Below are 19,077 nucleotides of genomic sequence, written 5' to 3'. Positions count from 1 at the left end.
AACAGAACCATACTATGGACTGAATGATGAAACCTACTGCAGAATGGCTCAAGTCCTTTAAAGAGATTCGCGAAAAATTGACCTGTCCAGCTCCGATTAACAATTACTTCACTATGCCGGAAATTGCCGGTAAAAAACTGGATTTATTGGACTTTGGTATAGTGTCCATTCCAACAGGTGTGATTTTAGTCAGAGACCCTCTCTGCTATCTCGACTGTGAAGAGGAGCCTTATTTTACAGAAGTACCTCCTGGAGAGTTTCATGCAGTTGCCTGTGTGGTCTCTGAAGATGATTCTGATTGCTCAAGATATGCTGCGGTGCGTGTTCAATTCACTAAAAAAGAAGCTGTAACTTTTGAAGAGGCTCTTATTGGAAATGAAAACCTCTCTGAACTGGAAGATGATGAATATTATGGATTCAATGTAGATGCAGGCTTAGCGTGTATATGTGATATCGCGGTGAGGGATGCATTCTGTGAATTTTATGATGATTGGTCTGAAAGTAATCCAGGTAAGAACATTTATGATGATTACTTTGCGGCAATCTTTGCAAAAAGCTATGCTGAAAATCCAAAACATCAACGAGAGGGGGGAGATTGGATAAACTGGATAGTTCCAGGAACAATTTATCATTTACCCATCTTTCAAACTGGATTTGGAGACGGCACTTATCCGGTATACTTTGGGTATGATGCAGATGGAAAGATCTGTCAGCTGGTAATTCAGTTCATAGATATCGATCTTGCATACGGTGATGAAGACTAAACTTTGCTGAGTGTCTGGTCATGAAGCTGAACTCACCTCCATGAATCAGACTAAGCAACTATCAATTTTTTATTCCGCATATAATACACAATTCCAGTAATATCTGCCAGCAGCCAGCCTATCGGTATTGCCCACCAGATTCCTACCAGGCCGATTGACGGTATCGCTGCCAAGACGTATGCCAGCAGGACTCTGGTTCCCAGTGAAATAACTGTTAAAACAATCGATACCGCTGGTTTTCCTACTCCGCGGTACAGACCGTAAAGAAGGAAGAGACCGCCGATTCCGCAGTAGCAGGCCCCTTCTATTCTCAGATACTGGACACCAATTGAAATGATCTCCACATCTTCAGGGCTTACAAACAGTGTCATTAACGGTTTAGCAAAGATCACTACTATTGCTGAGATTACAATGCAGAATATCAACGATACTTTTGCTGCGGACTTTATTCCCTCATGGATCCTTTTTGATTTTCTAGCTCCATAATTCTGTGCTACATATGTGGAGAATGCGTTTCCGAAGTCCTGTACAGGCATATATGCAAAAGAATCAACTTTAACAGCCGCTGCGAATGCAGCCATTACCGACACTCCGAAACTATTGACCAATCCCTGAACCATCAGTATTCCAAAATTCATAATTGATTGTTGTATGCAGGTCAGAGAAGAATACTGTACAATCTTATTCAATATCGATTTTTCAAATTTTAGATGTTTTCGTTTTAGTCTGAATTCTGGAGTCTTCCATATGCAGTAAACAGCAATTGAAACTGCAGATACGGCCTGAGAAACTACGGTTGCAGCAGCGGCACCCTCTATACCCATTCCGAATGATATTATCAATATCAGATCAAGAGCAACATTTAAGATTACAGCTGCTCCTAAAAATATCAGTGGAGTTGTGGAGTTTCCAATGCCTCTCAGTACTGCTGTAAAATAGTTATATATGAATACAAAAATAGTTCCATAGAGTGTTATTGTGAGATAGCTTTTAGTTGCGTTGTATACTTCAGATGGGATATGCAGTGCGCTGAGTACCGGATCAATCAGACACAATGTGGTAATTTGGATTACAATCGTAACAGCAGCAATGAATACGAATGACATGAAAAAACTGGACTTTAGTTTTTCTTCCTCCCTGGCACCAAAGAATATGGAATAAACAACTCCGCTTCCCATACACAGCCCTATGATGATAGACGTCAGAAAAACCATTAATGCAAAAGAGGATCCCACTGCAGCTAGAGCGTCAGAGCCAACGTATCTTCCGACTATCAGAGTATCGGCAACATTGTAAATTTGTTGCAGAAAATTACCTAAAATCATCGGCCACGCAAATAGCAGCATTGTTTTGGTAACACTGCCGTTTGTCAGATCTCTCTGCATGGTCATACCTGATTTTTTCTTTTAACTCTAAAGTGGTCTGCTGGAATATTAAACACCCTCATATAATATTGTCTCTGCAGCGTTTTTATGCGATCTAGTCAATTTCAATACGTAAGGAATGCTATTTTCTAAATACTAATGTCTTGATATGAAATTGATCCAAGTGGAACAGGAACTTTGTCAACGTTTAGATGAACTGCGCAACAGCGGTGATTATTGCAGCATAATTGGAGCAATCACAAGCATCTCAGATTATAAACTGGACTATGATCTTGTTACCCGCTTAGCTGAGGCATATCTGCGCACTTACAAGTATCGGGAAGCCATCGACTGCCTTCTTTCAGTCAGTGATAAAGGCGCTGAGGATTATATGTGGCATTTCATTCTGGGTCAGGCGTATTATTTTACAAATGATATGACAAAAGTAAATGAAGAGATTGGTAAAGCATTCGAATTAAATCCTGAAGGAGATTATGCTTCAGACTTTGTAGAATTTTGTCATATTTATCATTATGTCAAACTTCATCTGGAAAGCTTGTCAGAGAGGCTTGTTCCTAGAAATAAGCTCATTCCAGAACATCAATTTTCTGACAGAGTATCTTCATTCTGGAAGTGGTTCTGTGACAATGAAGCAAAATTATCTGAATTTTCTGAAAACAACGTGTGTGATTCAGAAGTCACAGCTTTCTTTTCAGAAGGCACGAATTTAATAACCAAGGATATCAAGTGCTTTGTTGAAAAAGGATTCAAATTCACATTTGTTTTAAACGGCAGCAGTCCTCTCTACTATCTTCTTCCATATCTCATTTCCAGGGCTCCGAAGAATATTCAGAACAAATGGGATATTGGCATATCGATACCTAAACTAAACCGCTGCAATGATCTCTCAGTCAATGGTATTCCGATAAAAAATGTTAAAATATCGTTTAATTATGAATCTGAATCTGACAAATTTAACTTATATTTTTATTCAGAAGAATTTCAATCAATTGAAGAGAGTGAGGCAAGCATTATAGTTGTTGATATGTTGAAATTATTATTCAGTGAAAATCTGTTGAGGCTTTATATTGACACATTATCACTGCTGCGCTCTCCAACGGATGAGATGTTTCCCATGGAACAGATGTGTGAAAAAATGTCTAATGTTCTAAAATTGTCTGGAAAAGAAATGATTGAAAACCCCAGTGACATCCGTGTTGCATATGCCTTTGGAAATGAATACACAGACAAATTGAGACATGACACACTCAGCGGCTTAACATCTCTTTTGAATTCAGTTGCTGAATATATTTCTGATGTAAATAATACATATATGGACATGGAGAACTGTGGAGCCAAACTCGTTTACCTATTCTACACATGGCCGATGGAAATGGATGAAGACAAAATATTCAATCTCAGGTATAATTTTGAATATTACCTGATAGACGAAATTCTTGGTGAGAAAGGCAGTGGCAGAGAAATTGGAATAGCTCTGGGAAGCGCCAGCGGCAGCATGTATGAATACGAAGATCTGCTGATCTATGACATGTCTGAATTTTTCAAACGAATTGACCGCATGTTAAAAGACTATCAATTTGAATTTCATTTAGCTGAGTTTTGTCCAGATGGAAACATAGTCAATCTTAGGTCTGAAATGAGGTTATAAAATGGGTCTAGATCTATATGCTGGGACATTGACAAGGTATTACACTCGCAACTGGAAAACCGCTGTTCAACAGTGGTCTGAACAAAATAACGTCCGCTGTGAAATCATAACACCAGATGGTGAATTGGGAAATGAAAACATAGATGCTGAAGAGGTCCAGAGTTCAACTGAACTCTGGATGGAAGCATTGATAAGCGGACTGTCAAATGAAGACATTTTTCTTAAGCCCTGGGAAGAAAACAATGAAAAAGAGTATTACACTGATAAACCAGATTGGGCTGGTTATGGTGCTTTAGTCATTTTAAGCGCATGTTTGTATTCTGGAAAAGAAGTTCCTAAACTTTATGAAAAATTCAGTGATTGGAATGACAATCTCATAGTGCAGGATCTTGTTAAAGAAGAGTCGTATATAAATTCGTTTTTGAATGGAATTGAAATGTGGGTCCCGTTTGAAGAATGCATGTCATTCAGTTATATATTTCCAACAGGCAAAGAGGCTAATATGTCTACGGTAGGACAATTGGAATCTGATCTTCAATATATAAATAAAATGAGATGGAATGCTGATGAAGAGACCATTCTCAGCTGGTTTGACATTGAGATGGTTTCTGATGAATCCAATGAAGATGTTTTTGATTTTGACGCTTTGTCTAGATTTGCATATTGTATATTCTACAAAGCAGTTTTGTTTGCTAAAGAGAATAAAGTTCCAATAAGATTGGATTATTGATCAGGAGGAAGTTGCATGTCATCAGAATTTATAGAGCAGTTAGATAGCTGGCATCGATCTGAAGAACACCAAAAAATCGTAGACTCAATTCTGAGCGTTCCAGAATCAGAAAGAGATTACAACCTTATAGTTTTACTTGCAAGAGCATATAATAATCTGGAAGATTATGAAACTGCGGTTAAACTGCTGCTTTCTGTGAGTGCTGAGGGAAAAGATGACGATCTGTGGCACTATCGGTTGGGATATGCCTATTATTATCTCGGAAAAGATCTGGATGCTAAGAATGAATTCAAACTAGCACTTCAATTAAATCCTGATAATAAAGATGCAAAAGATATTTTGGACGACTGCAATTATTATCTTGAAGATATAGACGACTCTTTTTGTCCACATGACCCTCTGCAATACATCCTTGAAGGTCTTCATGAACTGATCGTAGAAGATAACGTCATTGAAGACGGTAAATTATTCATTCCTGAATGGGATTTGACGATTTCTCCGTTTGTGGAAGAATTAGCAGAAGATATGGCTGTTTTGTATTTTACTCTCAACTGCGGTTCATGGGACCGAGAGTTGTTTGAATGCTCAGTTGCATTGGGTGATACGCCAAAAAAGGCAATTGGTATGGCTGAGGGAAGTTTCCTGTTCTCAGTTGTAGACGGCATCAGGATCATGATGAATGGGGAGAATTCAGAGGAGCTGGTTTCTGAATTTGCTGGTGAAAAACACAATTGGCATGCATACAAATCAGATATTGTCGGAATGGGTAATAATCCGGAAGGTGACGATATCGATGAGTTTTGGAATCTGCTGAGAGACGGCATTATCAGACGTCTGGGAAATCAGAAATTTGTGTATGTTAAAGTATACGCAGCCAAAAATGGAGATTCAATCACGGGAGAATGCCGCATTAATGATATACAAAGCAGAGAGCTCAGCAACATAGTTTCTGAGATCGCTGGTAAATGGGATACAACAGACTTCAGCTCTAAAAAGCAGTTTTTCTTTATAACCCAGGATGAAGAAACTTATCTGGAATATCCTTACAGCGAAGAAGAACTTGAGGATGCTACTGTCAAGGCAGTCAGCTTATTTGAAAAATGTACTTCTGGAGATGACTATCAGCAATACCTGGAGAAACTGATTGAGGAGCTAGGGGATTCAAGTCTTGCTGAGGAACTGCAGGCCTTTATTCCCGAGATGTGTGCCGAAAATGCATTCCCTTCTATTCAGTATCCTGAGTCTGTATTAATTTACAGAAACGGAGAAAGTTTAGAAGTTTATAAGAATCAGATAGCGAGCTACCATTCTATACAGAAAGCTTTATTAAACGGATTCAACGACAATCTTTTCTCGAATGAAGTATTTTCCTCTTACGTCTATGTAAGTTCAATTTATGGTGCAATCTGTGACGCAAAAGAGAAAGGTGAGAATCTGGAGACTAGCGAAGCAATTATGATGATATCATTTAGTTTTTCAGATGACTATCTATTGCGGTAAGAGGGAGTATAAATGAATAAGGAAACTCTTTATAAACTAAACAAATGGCACGAAGAAGATGAATTCCAGAAGATCGTAGATGAGATCTCATTAATGGTTGAAGAGGAGATGGATTACGACGTCATTTCTCATCTTGTGAGAGCCTTCAATAATCTAAAAAGGTATGAAGAAGCCATTGAAAAACTTCTTTCGGTTGAAGAAGAAGGAAAGAATGATTTTTACTGGCATTTTGAATTGGGTTACGCTTATTATTACCTGGAAAGATTTGACGAAGCTAAAAATGAGTTTGAGGCAGCTTGGGAATTGGATCAAAACGATGAGGATACAATGCGCTTCATTGGTTTTTGTAAGGAAAAGCTTCAAGAAGCGGCCGGTTTAAAACAGGAAAACTTTGATCCAGAACTTTATACAGAAGAGCAGCTTAAAGTTGTTGAGCGGCATATTGAGAGGCGTATTGGCCATTATGGCCGAGTGTTCCATGAAATAGTCTCTCCTGATATTCATGTGGATATAGCGATTATAGATCCTGATCCAGATCATAACTATTATACGCTTGTGACCATGGGCATGGGTGCCCACCGCATGACTGTACCGCCTAACTTCGAAGGCGAGAATTTTGACAGGGCGGAGCTTGTAATATGTCTGCCTCCAGACTGGCCTATAAATAGCAACAGTGATATATGGTTCTGGCCTGTAAAATGGCTGAAAGTTATGGCCAGACTTCCCGGGGAGCAAAATACCTGGCTTGCATGGGGACACACAGTGTCTAACAACGAACCCTTTGCAGAAAACACCAAACTATCGGGAATGATTGTTTCCAATATGACTGATTTTGACGAAGGAGCAGATAAATGTATTTTGCCTAATGGAGAATGCATCAATTTCTATCAGATCATTCCTCTGTACCGCGAGGAGATAGAATTTAAGGTGAGCCACAGCAAAGATGAATTGATACATATGCTGGATGGCATCGATCCTGTTGTGGATCTCAACAGGCCTAGTCAATGTGTTTCAGAATCCAAAAAGAAATTCGCTATCCCGAGTGAAGACATTAAGCCTGTATTATCTGATTGGTATGGACCGCTTGGATGCAAAGCTACGGACCGCATTATGGTGGATGGCGAAAAAATAGGTTATATGTACAGAGAGGAGCCAGATCCCGAAATGCCGGACAGCGGCTGGAGATTCTTGGCAGGAGATGAGTCTGATGAATACCTGAATGATCCTCTCAACATAGGAATTTATTCATTAAATACAATATGCAATTATGATCCAGATATAATTCCTCTGCTGCATGCACCTTATGGAACTGCATACTTCAGGGATGAGACTGGTAAACTCAGGAAAAGAACTATTTGAAACCTGAAAATGAGCAGTCATTTTCAGTCTTAATTATTTCGTAAAATTATTATTGATACTAAGTAATTTTATACAACCTAGCTGTTCCCATCTGTAAAAATGGTGAGCATATGAGCTTTGATAAAGCAACTCAAGTGTATTTTAGTCCCAGTGGAAATACTGAAAAAGTTATCAAGGCAGCGTCCAGCAGAATATGCAACGACATTACCGAATATAATCTATTGAAAACACCTTTGACCGAAGATATCCAAATTTCAGGTGATTCAGTACTTATTGTAGCAATGCCAGCGTATGCAGGCAGGATTCCAGAGCCTTGCGTGAGCATGATCAATCACTTGAAAGGCAGTAAACAGCCTGCAATTGCTATAATTGTGTATGGAAACCGCGACTATGAAGATGCATTGATTGAACTGAAAGATCTCTTAGAGGCAAATGACTTCTGTGTAGTAGGTGCCGGGGCATTTATCGCTCAGCACTCTATATTTCCTCAGGTGGCAGCAGGAAGGCCTGATGAGAATGATCTCAGACTTATTGCTGAATTTGCAGACCACTGCAGTAAACTGCTGTCGACATTTTCTCCAGATTGCTATATGACCATTAAAGTCAAAGGAAATTCACAATACATTAAACCGGGAAAGGTGCCTCTAAAGCCTAAAGGAGACAGTAAGTGTAACGGATCGTGCATATGTGTTGACATCTGTCCCACACACTCAATTTCTGCAGAGCATCCAAAAAAGACGAACAAGGAAACATGCATATCATGCGGAGCCTGTATTCATGCATGTCCAATGAATGCAAGGGCGTTTCATGGCTTCATGTATAAACTCGCTACAAATGAATTCATAAAAAGTTGTGCTGAGTATAAAACGCCAGAGACATTCTATATCGATTGATCTAACTGGATCATTCTCTGTTGATGATTTAAGCAGAAGATATTTTCTGCTTACAATCTACTCTTTTATCTGTTTATAACATATATCATTTTAGATCTTAATTGTGTTTTTGTCGAATATCATGTCTCCTACGTTCTTTCCACAACTATAATATATGGGATATATGATCCAATGGTTGGATATTACATCCAAGTGAGATTATGAACAACAAGCTTGTAGCAATTATTGTAGTCGCTATCCTCGTAGTTGCAGGAGGAGCCATTGCAGTGATTTATTCAAATAACAGTGGCACTGATAATAAACCGTCGGTTGCATCAGACATTCGGCTCGTGGTTTATGGAAATGCAAATGGTGATGATTATTTAGATAACAATGATCTAACATATCTGCAAAATGTCTTAGATGGAAAAAATGAAGAAAATAAATTTTGCGATACAAATTGCGATGGAAAAACGAATCAAGAAGATGTCGAGTATCTGAAAGCTATTCTAGCAGGGACAGCATCTGAGATCTATTATGAAAATCTAAATGGAAACATTGCTTCCGTACGTCAACCTGTGAATACGATAGGTGCTGACTATTGGCCTATTATGTATGGGATCATGGCTATCGGGGCTACAGACATTCTCACATGGACAGACAGTGGAATCTACAATAGCCTTAGTACAAACGACATATACAGAGGTCTGGATACCTCCAACATAAGGAATTTTGGAAGTGGATTCCATGAAGGATATGACTTCGAGACGATAATGTCTACAAATCTTGATGCAATTGTTTGTGGATCTGAAGATATATATTTTGTAGGAATTGAAGATAAATTTTCAGACGAATCAAAAATCGATATGATTAGACTTCCATTTTGGGAAGGTGGAGACGTATCATCAGCAGTTATTACGCTAGCATATCTTCTTGGAAACTCTGAATATATTGAAAATGCACACAAGTTTATTGAGTTTCAAGATCGCATACAGAAAATAATTGATGATGGACTTTCAAATGTAGATAAAAAAGAGACAGTTCTAGTGACCTACCTTGGATCCAGTACAGAATCTTCTTTAGAAGTTGAGGTGGAGTGCAGAGGTTCTGGAAGCTATGAATGCAGCATTATCGCTGGGATGAACAATCTTGCATCGTACCTGAACCAAGAAGGAAAATTATCATCTGACACTATGTATTACAACACTGATCAAGAATACATAATCGGAAAAAATCCAGATTGGGTTATTATTTTAGGATCGGGATCAGGACTTTTCCCCAATGAGGATAAATTAAAAACATCTTATGATGTAGGTGCAAAGTATCTGGTTACTACCAGTGCAGCCAAAAATAATCAGATTGCGGTTTCTGGGTCTGGTATAACATCAGGAACAATGCAGATGAACACTGCTTTGTATCTGGCATGTACAGTTTATGCAGATGCCTTTGAGAATGTAGATGCAGATGCATTTCTTCAGGAATATATTGATAATTTTACATCTGTAAATAATGGTTTGAGCTCTACAGATTCTGATTATCTGAAGGCCGATTCAACCGGTTTCATATACATACCTTCGAAAGTGTAACTTTCGATAATCTTTCTTTTTTTATGATCTGGAGGTACAAAGGTGAAAAGTCATACAGCCAATGAACTCTCAAAAAATGATCTTAAACGGATGTATACTACAAGAGAAGATGTATCTCTGGGCTATGGAAAATATCTTTGGAAAAAACGAATGTTCATAATCGTTTGTGTAGTCATCTCCATACTCATTGCAGGTTATGCAGTTACTGTTGGAAGTTACCCAATAGGATTTTTTGAATCATATCAGATAATTATCAACCACATTCTGGGAAATGTAACAGATGCTACAAAAGATCTGATAGTTTGGGAAAGTCGTCTGCCGCGCATTATTGCAGGAGCACTAGTTGGGGTAGGCCTTTCGATAGCAGGGGCTACAATGCAAAGCACCATGAAAAATCCTCTGGCTGATCCATATACTACTGGGATATCCTCAGGTGCTTCCTTTGGAGCGACCATTGCTATAATTTTAGGAATCACAGTTGTGGGTTCATCCTACGGTGTCGTAATAAATGCATTTATATTTTCATTGATCCCAGCAGCGGTCATCATTGTCATATCGGGATTGAGAAAAGCGTCTCCTACCGTAATGATCCTTTCTGGAATAGCAGTGATGTATGTTTTCAATGCTCTGACCACTGTAATCATGTTAATGGCAAATCCAGAGGATCTTGCAGCTGTTTACAACTGGCAGGTGGGAACATTAGCTAAGTCAAAATGGGAAACACTTCCTGTTATGGCTGCGGTCACACTCATTGGATCTGTTGTCTTAGTAACCCTTTCGAATAAGTTGAATATCCTGGCAACTGGAGATGAAAGTGCAAAATCGCTAGGCATAGATGCAAACAAACTAAGATTATTTTGTTTGGTAGTCGTATCTTTTTTGGCTGCTGGTATTGTAAGTTTCACGGGAGTGATTGGTTTTGTGGGTCTAGTTGCACCACATGTTGCAAGAATATTTATCGGTTCAGACAATCGATATCTGCTTCCTGCTTCAGCAGCGTTTGGAGTGGCATTAGTATTGATTTCTGATGTAATTGGAAGAACTGTAATCTATCCTGCAGTTTTACAGGTTGGTGTCGTGACTGCTTTCCTGGGAGGTCCCTTATTCTTATATCTCCTAGTAAAACAGAGAAAGGAGGCGTGGTGATGGAGATAACTTTAGATAATGTTAATTTCAGTTATGACGATTCACCTGTTCTGCATAATATTTCTTTAACACTCAATGAACCAGGGTTAGTTTGCATAATTGGACCAAATGGGGTAGGAAAATCAACTCTTATTAAATGCATAAATAAAATACTCCAACCTGATTCTGGACAGATCTTTTTAAACAATAAAAACATAAATGACATGTCTTTTAAAGAAATTTCAAAGATAATGGGGTATGTTCCAGCAGCTGCCAATGATATGTTTTCAATGACTGTAATTGATTCCATATTGATTGGAAGATACCCTCATAAAATTGGAGTTCTCCTACTAATGAAGATGTAGATATTGCATGTGATACAATGGAGATGATGAGCATAATTCATTTAGCATTGAGAAATCTAAATGAACTCTCCGCAGGTCAGCATCAAAGGGCGTCCATAGCGAGAGGACTCGCACAGCTTCCGCAGGTCTTAATTCTAGATGAACCAACTGCTAATCTGGATGTAAGGCATCAGCTGATGGTTACCAATCTGCTCAGCAGTCTCTCGCATAAAAATGATATGATGATTCTTATGATAAGTCATGATCTGAACATTGCAGCAAAATACGCAGACAAAATAATCATCATGAGTACTCCTGGAATTATTTATAAAATAGGAACACCTGGAGAAGTCATAACTCCTGAGGTTATGCGATATGTCTACGGGGTGGATTGCATGATTGAAAATGTCCAGGGTCATCCTCATGTTATCTTACTTGATGCTTTGTCTGATGAAAATATACGCAAAATGCATGAGGAGTCTGAATAATATATATTTCAATCTTTAATGCAATCCACATCATTCAGTAAATATCTCATCAATCTTCGACCTAAGCTGAGAATATACCCTGATTTACCAATTTTTTCTCAAGCAATGTGATTATATATGACATTGCAACAGACAGCTTATGAAAGGAAAATTAACTACTGCCAGCGGCTCTCCAATTGATGACGATCAGGCATCAATCACTGCAAGTGGGTATACACTTATTCAGGATGTACATCTGACTGAGAAACTGGCCCATTTCAACAGAGAGCGTATTCCCGAAAGAGTTGTACATGCAAAAGGTACCGGTGCTCATGGATATTTTGAGGTAACTAATGATCTGAGCAAGTATACAAGAGCCGCTTTCCTTTCAGAAGTTGGAAAGAAGACTGATATCTTTGTAAGATTTTCCATCGTCAATACTGAAAGAGGGGGTCCAGATGCTGATCGGGATCCAAGAGGATTTGCTGTTAAATTCTACACAGAAGAAGGAAATTATGATATTGTAGCCAACAACACTCCTGTATTCTTCGTAAGAGATGCTATTAAATTTCCAGATTTCATTCACAGTCAGAAGAGAAATCCTAAAAACAATCTCCATGATTATGATACATACTGGGATTTCCTGTCTTTAACTCCTGAAAGCATTCATCAGGTAACGATTTTATTTACTGACAGGGGAACTCCTAAAGATTACCGTCACATGGATGGTTTTGGCACTAATACATTCATGTGGTATAATGAGAAAAACGAATATGTCTGGATAAAATATACATTTAAGTGTGATCAGGGAAATGAAACTCTGACTGCCGATGAAGCCATAGAACTTAAGGGAAAAGAGGCCGACCATGCAACAATCGATCTGTATCAGGAAATTGAAAATGGAAATTATCCTTCATGGACGGTATATGTGCAGATAATGACTCCAGAGCAGGCTAAAAAATATGAATTCGATCCATTTGATGCTACTAAGGTTTGGTATCATGGAGATTTTCCGTTGATTCCTCTGGGAAAAATAGTTTTGAACAAGAATCCTGAGAATTATTTCGATGAAGTCGAACAGTCTGCCTTTGCTCCATCCAATATGGTTCCAGGTATCGGCGCCTCCCCTGACAGGATGCTGCAGGCAAGATTGTTTGCTTATACAGATACGCAGCGTTATAGGCTCGGTCCGAATTTTCAGCAGCTTAAAATCAACGCACCCAGAGCATTAAATGTTTATCAGAGGGACGGACCGATGAGTTATGGCATTGTAGGCACAGATCCCAATTATTATCCAAATTCAGTACCTGACGCACCGGCTCCAGATATCTCATACACTCCGCCTGCATCAATAGTTGATGATGAAGCCATGAGACATCAGGTGCCGATAGATGATGTTGATTTCGCTCAGGCCAGAGCTTTGTATACCAGAGTTCTGAGTGATAAGGACAAGGATCATCTGATTTCTAATATTGCAGGACACCTTGGTGGTGCTAAAGAAAGCATACAATATCGTCAGACTGCTTTATTCTATAAAGTCGATGAAGACTATGGTACGCGGGTTGCTGAAGCCTTGTCGCTGGATATTAATAAAATCATGAAGCTGGCCGCGGCATCCCAGGAGGAACGAGAGAAAATAACTATGAAGATGTAAAACCACTTTTAATTTATTTTTTTATTTTAATTACTTATCTCGTCAATAGATTATTTAAACGTCTGTGCACATGTCTGTTTTGTATTGAATGCTAATGCAGATCATGAGGTAAAGAGATGCACTATGTCCAGGCAAAGGGGATATTATCTGCTAAAAATGGAATGAATCTCTATCGCGGATGTTCTCATGGTTGTATATACTGTGATTCAAGAAGCAGCTGTTATCACATGGATCATCAGTTCGAGGATATTGAAGTTAAAGAGAACGCTATTGAACTGTTGGATGCCGCCCTTAAGCATAAGAAGAAAAAATGTATGATTGGTACGGGATCAATGACTGATCCATATATTCCTCTGGAAGCAGAACTGGGTAATGTCAGAAAGGCTCTGACTCTGGCATATAAATATGGGTTTGGTTTTACATTAATTACAAAATCAAATCTTATTCTGAGAGATATTGACCTGTTAGACAAAATCAATAAAAAAACAAAATGCGTAGTGCAAATGACTATGACTACGTATGACGAAGAACTTTGTAAAAAAATAGAGCCCAATGTCAGCACCACAAAGGAACGTTTTGAAGTATTGAAGCGAATGCGTGATGCAGGAATACCCACCGTAGTATGGCTCTGTCCAATACTTCCGTTTATTAACGATACTTATGAGAATATATCTGGGATTTTGGATTACTGCATAGAAGCAAAGGTGCACGGCATCATCTGTTTTGGCATGGGATTAACGCTCAGGGAAGGAAACAGGGAGTATTTTTACAGCCAGCTGGACAAACTGTTTCCACGTCTTAAAGAAAAGTATGTCAGTGCATTTGGCAACCAGTATTCAATCGGCAGCCCGCATAATCATGAACTGATGAGTTTGTTCCATAGTACATGTGAACAAAACGGCATCCTCCATGACAATAATCAGATATTTGAATACCTGAATCTATTCGAAGAAAAATCAACAGGCAGACAACTAAGTCTGTTTGATTGATCATCATATATCAAACTTGACAGTGCTTGCATAAAACGAATATTAAAAGAAAAAAAATCATCAGATGACATATGCATCTGATGACTGTGTGTTTACTGCATTTTCTGATCTAATGTAGCTTTTATCAGTTCAGCGTTGGACAGTTTTGAAAGTTCTTTGACTTTCTCAAAATTCAGTCCCATGGCTTCCGTGATGCGTTTTCCATACTCTTCATCTGCCAGATAACAGTGGACGGCATGGCGGTACTTGATATTCGGAGTTACTGGTGCAATATTGCGTGCAGTATTCTCGATCAGTAACGCACGTTTATCTTCTGTCATCAAACGGTATAAATCTCCACCTTGGCGGAAGCAGTTGTCAGTAGGATCATCCTTTGGATCAAATGCATACATTGCTCCACTGAGATCTAACGGCGGCTCCATAACTTCTGGCTGGGCAGCCCATTCACCTAAGCTGTTAGGTGTGTATGCAGGAGCACCGCCATAGTTTCCATCAACGCGCATCATTCCATCTCTGTGGTAATCATGAACCTCACATTTTGCTCTATTGACCGGAATCTGATTGTAATTCACACCAAGACGGTAACGCTGGGCATCTCCATAAACGAAAAGACGTCCCTGCAGGAATTTATCAGGTGAGAAACCAATTCCAGGTACGACATGAGCTGGTGTGAATGCAGCCTGTTCTACCTCTGCAAAATAATTTTCAGGATTCCTGTTGAGTTCCAAAACACCAACTTCATGAAGCGGGAACTCTGCATGTTTCCAGACCTTGGTGATGTCAAACGGATTCTCATAATGATTCCTGGCCTGCTCTTCAGTCATGATCTGTACATACATGGTCCAGCGTGGATATTCGCCGCGTTCTATAGCTTCATACAAATCCCGGCAGTGGCTTTCCCTGTCTCTGCCGATTAATTCTTCTGCCTCAGCATCAGTAAGGTTCTTAATTCCCTGCTGAGTATGAAGATGGAATTTACACCAGACGCGTTCATTTTTAGCATTGTAAAAACTGAAAGTGTGCTCGCCGTAAACATGCATATTTCTGAATGATGCTGGTATGCCGCGGTCAGACATTACAATTGTTGTCTGATGGAATGTTTCAGGAAGCATGGTCCAGAAGTCCCAGTTATTCTGCGCTGAACGCATATTTGTACGGGGATCTCTCTTTACAGCTCTGTTTAAATCTGGGAAATCGTGCACATCTCTTATGAAAAAGGTTGGTGTGTTGTTTCCTACCAAATCCCAGTTTCCCTCTTCAGTGTAGAATTTACAGGCGAATCCTCTGATATCACGTTCGGCATCTGCAGCACCTCTTTCTCCTGCTACAGTAGAAAATCTGACGAAGACATCTGTTTTCTTTCCCGGTTCAAAAACTTTAGCTTTTGTGTATTCAGTAATGTCATGTGTTACTGTAAACGTACCATATGCCCCGCTGCCTTTAGCGTGCATGCGTCTTTCGGGAATTACTTCTCTGTCAAAATGTGCTAGTTTTTCTAACAGCCAGACATCTTGCAGCATCACAGGTCCGCGAGGTCCGGCAGTTAATGAATGTTCATTCTCAGCTACTGGAGCTCCGACCTCATTTGTTAACTTTTTAGAAGATATGATATCATCCCCGTTATGAATCCAAACTTACCGCGGTAACATTGAACTCATATCAGGGGAGAATCATCTTGAAGTTATTATAGCATCGCCGTAATGTCATGAAATGCAGTTTCTGAGATGTCAGTAAATCACAGTGGATTCTGCTTAAAAAGTCCCTATGGGTTCTTCATTTAATTTTTTCCTTAATGCTCTCCAGTCAGGCAGATATTTATCCATGTATAATTTGAAAACTTCATTATGGCTGCCCTCCAGAAGGTGACACAGTTCATGAATTACTACGTACTCTAAAAATTCCGGTGATTTTTTAGCAAGCTGCAGATTGATGCAGATTCGCTTGGTGGATGTGTTACAGTTCCCCCATCTGGTGTGCATATTTCTGATGATGTATGAACTAGCTTTTACGCCGATTATGTTCTCCCATCTTTTTGCGGTTTCAAGCATTATTGGTTCCAGCTGATTTTTATACCAAACATTTACAACCTTTTCTCTTTGTTCGAAAGTACTGCTTTCATCAATCAGTAGAAGAGCATTATCTCCGCTGACTATGAAACTTTTAGTCTCTGAAGGAATAATTGTCAATGGGTATTTCTTTCCCCAGATGTTTATTTCATCTCCATTTGTGTAACGGCATGCTTTTGATTTCTGTTTTTGAAATTTGGATTGATGTTTTTCTATCCAATCTATCTTTGAAGTTACAAATCTTATAATCGTTTCATCACTCATTTTAAGAGGTGCAGATATCGTCACATTTCCGTAAGGTGGATGAACATACATGCGAAGATTTTTGATTTTCTTCCTTTCTATTTCCACCTCTATGCCGCAAATTTCAAGAGTTTCCATCAATCGTCTCAACCGAGATGTTCCATAATTCCTATAAATCCCTCGTTGAGATTATGAATGTTAAAACTTATCCTGAATGATATACACATGTGAACAGAAAGTCAGCACTCAGTATTGGAGTGAGGTAAAAAGACCTGCGTCTATTTTTCTTATTCAGACTGAAATTCGGATACTTTCTCGGATCATAATTCTTAATGGTTTGCTGAAGCTTTTTCAACTAGTATTTAATTATTTCCGATTATAAAAAAATTGGAGGAATGAATCCTCCTTATCTCTTTTTAATGTATATGTATGCAGCAGTGATCACTATGATGATTATGGCTGCAAGAATTATCAGGAAATATATCAGATTGTTATCTCCAATGTTATCTGTCACAGTTCTTTCCCACGCTGCAGTAAGCACAATGTCATCAGATACTGGAGTATCAAAGCTGTAAGGTTCATTTTCATAATACCAGCCTATGAAGTTATACTCTATTCCCCAATTGTCTCTTATCACTGGAGGCTGTGCAGGAGGTGTAATTTTCTCACCTTCTTTTACAGTTTTGAATATGGTATCTATGCTTCCTCCATTTGGATCAAACGTTATTACATGATCTTCGAGGGTGATTATATTCAGATTGTTAAACTGATTTTCCAGCCGGTCTGTGTTCTTGATGCCGGCTTTAATGTATACATCAAGACCGCCGTCATCGAGTGTTGGATACCATGCATCATGGGTTTCTCTCTGAATATTTTTTTGACAGTTATAAAATATTGAACCTGCTCCATATATCTTCATATCTGGCATTTCTGGCAGCATGTCAGAATGGGAAAAATAAACTTCTTTCATCTTTGAATGTGCAAAAGCTGCTTCTCCGATATGTTCTACACTTTTGGGTATTGAAACTGACGAAAGACCTGTACAGTAATCAAATGCAGAATCTCCGATATACACAACGTTCCCAGGAATAACCAGAGTTTGAATATTATTTGATTTGAATGCCCTGTCGCCTATGTATGTTATGGAGTCTGGAAGATTCAATTTAAACAGATCTGTGTAAGCAAAAGCCTCCATTCCTATCTTTGTTATCCTGTCGTGTATAATTACATCTACGATGCTGCATCTAGTATCTCTGAAGGCGCGATCTTCAATTACTGTATCATCTGATGGTATAACTATGCAGACCTGTACGTGATTGTCCCATGGATGTTCAATTCCGCTTGTGATGAGCTCTGCTCTTGATGATGCCGTGATTCTCAGATATGGACTTTCATTGATTATAGATTGTATACCAAAAGCATCATAAAATGAATTATTTCCCAAGGTAACTTTATTATTCCCATCTATGATACAACTTTCAATTGAGTGGCATTCTTTGAAAACATTATTGCCTATGCTTTTCATTCCTGCAGGGAGATTTACAGTTTTAAGATTCTGACATCTGTAGAATGCATTGTTGTCGATTTTTTCAAGGTTTCCTGTAATGTTCACTGAATCAAGACTTGTACATCCTACGAATGCATACTGTCCAATAGAAACTATACTGCCTGATAGTTTTAGAGACACAATCGATGAGCAGCCCATGAATGCACTGTCATCGATTATCAGTGAATCACCTTCTATTTCAATTTCATTCAATGAATTACAGTTATAGAACGCCAACTCTCCTATCTCTCTGACGCTGCCGGCAAATACTACTTGTTCCAAAGATGCACAGTTGTAAAATGCTCCAGTTCCTATACCGACTCCAGAAGCTTCAATCCGTACCTCTTTCAGGTCATGTGACATGGCACTGACAAACGCATCAGCCGCGATGGCAGTAACAGCATAATCTCCTTTTTTGGTTTTTACGACTTCAGGTATTGTTATGTCTGTCAGATCAAACTGTGCTAGCCCTTGAACAGTAACACTGCAGCCGTCTTCATTCAACCGGTATGCTATCTCTGGATCGCTGTAGATATCCTCTAGAGTAGGGGAGCCGTCATTATCACTAATTATTCCATTACTGGAATTATCATCTTCAAAATTCGGCAAAGCGAGTAAGATTATTGCTAATGCGACAATAATCATTCCAATTGATGCTGTTTTCAGTCTACTCGTTTTAATCCCTCAAGTGAATGAATAGAATTGCTGCAGGCAGCTAAAACTTATAGTATCAACAACTCCAAATCCTGTATAGATTTCATAGTATTTATTTTGTAATATGAAGCATTGTTTCTTATTA

General features: G+C 38.9%; 16 protein-coding genes. 12 read left to right on the top strand and 4 right to left on the bottom strand.

What is annotated here, in order from left to right; translation table 11 throughout:
* Nucleotides 1-26: 26 nt before the first annotated feature.
* Complete coding sequence (locus H729_RS06110) at nucleotides 27-764, top strand: DUF4241 domain-containing protein (protein WP_102030416.1); 738 nt, start codon at nucleotides 27-29, stop codon at nucleotides 762-764.
* 50 nt (nucleotides 765-814) lie between these two features.
* Here H729_RS06110 and H729_RS06105 read toward each other — a convergent pair whose 3' ends face one another.
* Nucleotides 815-2,149, bottom strand: coding sequence for an MATE family efflux transporter (locus H729_RS06105; protein WP_020449135.1), 1,335 nt, complete (start codon nucleotides 2,147-2,149; stop codon nucleotides 815-817).
* A gap of 148 nt (nucleotides 2,150-2,297) precedes the next feature.
* Here H729_RS06105 and H729_RS06100 point away from each other — a divergent pair, with 148 nt between their 5' ends.
* The 11 genes from H729_RS06100 (at nucleotide 2,298) to H729_RS06055 (ending at nucleotide 14,423) form a co-directional block, all read left to right on the top strand.
* Nucleotides 2,298-3,797 (top strand): tetratricopeptide repeat protein, encoded by a 1,500-nt coding sequence (locus H729_RS06100; protein ID WP_020449134.1) that lies wholly within the window; start codon nucleotides 2,298-2,300, stop codon nucleotides 3,795-3,797.
* Between the two features lies 1 nt (nucleotide 3,798).
* The gene (locus tag H729_RS06095) at nucleotides 3,799-4,527 is read left to right on the top strand and encodes a hypothetical protein (RefSeq protein ID WP_020449133.1); all 729 of its coding nucleotides are present in this window, start codon (nucleotides 3,799-3,801) and stop codon (nucleotides 4,525-4,527) included.
* Between the two features lie 15 nt (nucleotides 4,528-4,542).
* On the top strand, nucleotides 4,543-6,027 hold the full coding sequence (locus tag H729_RS06090) for a DUF6348 family protein (RefSeq protein ID WP_020449132.1): 1,485 nt from the start codon (nucleotides 4,543-4,545) through the stop codon (nucleotides 6,025-6,027).
* A gap of 12 nt (nucleotides 6,028-6,039) precedes the next feature.
* Nucleotides 6,040-7,386: an immunity protein Imm33 domain-containing protein gene (locus H729_RS06085; protein WP_020449131.1), complete on the top strand. Its 1,347-nt coding sequence runs from the start codon at nucleotides 6,040-6,042 to the stop codon at nucleotides 7,384-7,386.
* A gap of 110 nt (nucleotides 7,387-7,496) precedes the next feature.
* Nucleotides 7,497-8,279, top strand: a complete 783-nt coding sequence (locus H729_RS06080) for a 4Fe-4S binding protein (protein ID WP_020449130.1) — start codon at nucleotides 7,497-7,499, stop codon at nucleotides 8,277-8,279.
* A 200-nt stretch (nucleotides 8,280-8,479) separates the two neighbouring features.
* Entirely contained in the window at nucleotides 8,480-9,844 is a 1,365-nt protein-coding gene (locus tag H729_RS06075; protein ID WP_020449129.1) for a periplasmic-binding protein, read from the top strand.
* A gap of 42 nt (nucleotides 9,845-9,886) precedes the next feature.
* Nucleotides 9,887-10,990 (top strand): FecCD family ABC transporter permease, encoded by a 1,104-nt coding sequence (locus tag H729_RS06070; RefSeq protein ID WP_020449128.1) that lies wholly within the window; start codon nucleotides 9,887-9,889, stop codon nucleotides 10,988-10,990.
* Complete coding sequence (locus tag H729_RS10190; protein WP_052312426.1) at nucleotides 10,990-11,334, top strand: ATP-binding cassette domain-containing protein; 345 nt, start codon at nucleotides 10,990-10,992, stop codon at nucleotides 11,332-11,334. Before H729_RS06070 ends, H729_RS10190 begins: the two co-directional genes overlap by 1 nt.
* A gap of 17 nt (nucleotides 11,335-11,351) precedes the next feature.
* Nucleotides 11,352-11,801 (top strand): ABC transporter ATP-binding protein, encoded by a 450-nt coding sequence (locus H729_RS10185; protein ID WP_052312425.1) that lies wholly within the window; start codon nucleotides 11,352-11,354, stop codon nucleotides 11,799-11,801.
* A 139-nt stretch (nucleotides 11,802-11,940) separates the two neighbouring features.
* Nucleotides 11,941-13,434, top strand: coding sequence for a catalase (locus tag H729_RS06060; RefSeq protein WP_020449127.1), 1,494 nt, complete (start codon nucleotides 11,941-11,943; stop codon nucleotides 13,432-13,434).
* A 116-nt stretch (nucleotides 13,435-13,550) separates the two neighbouring features.
* Complete coding sequence (locus H729_RS06055; protein ID WP_020449126.1) at nucleotides 13,551-14,423, top strand: SPL family radical SAM protein; 873 nt, start codon at nucleotides 13,551-13,553, stop codon at nucleotides 14,421-14,423.
* Between the two features lie 92 nt (nucleotides 14,424-14,515).
* Here H729_RS06055 and H729_RS06050 read toward each other — a convergent pair whose 3' ends face one another.
* The 3 genes from H729_RS06050 to H729_RS06040 form a co-directional block, all read right to left on the bottom strand.
* On the bottom strand, nucleotides 14,516-16,033 hold the full coding sequence (locus tag H729_RS06050) for a catalase (protein ID WP_102030401.1): 1,518 nt from the start codon (nucleotides 16,031-16,033) through the stop codon (nucleotides 14,516-14,518).
* A gap of 141 nt (nucleotides 16,034-16,174) precedes the next feature.
* Nucleotides 16,175-16,870, bottom strand: coding sequence for a M48 family metallopeptidase (locus H729_RS06045; RefSeq protein WP_020449124.1), 696 nt, complete (start codon nucleotides 16,868-16,870; stop codon nucleotides 16,175-16,177).
* Between the two features lie 268 nt (nucleotides 16,871-17,138).
* Nucleotides 17,139-18,923: a leucine-rich repeat protein gene (locus H729_RS06040; protein ID WP_020449123.1), complete on the bottom strand. Its 1,785-nt coding sequence runs from the start codon at nucleotides 18,921-18,923 to the stop codon at nucleotides 17,139-17,141.
* Between the last annotated feature and the right edge of the window lie 154 nt (nucleotides 18,924-19,077).

It is taken from the genome of Candidatus Methanomassiliicoccus intestinalis Issoire-Mx1 (genome assembly GCF_000404225.1).
GTDB lineage: Archaea > Thermoplasmatota > Thermoplasmata > Methanomassiliicoccales > Methanomassiliicoccaceae > Methanomassiliicoccus_A > Methanomassiliicoccus_A intestinalis.
The sequence above is the reverse complement of the archived record's forward strand: the minus strand, read 5'-3'. Positions and strand labels throughout refer to the sequence as shown.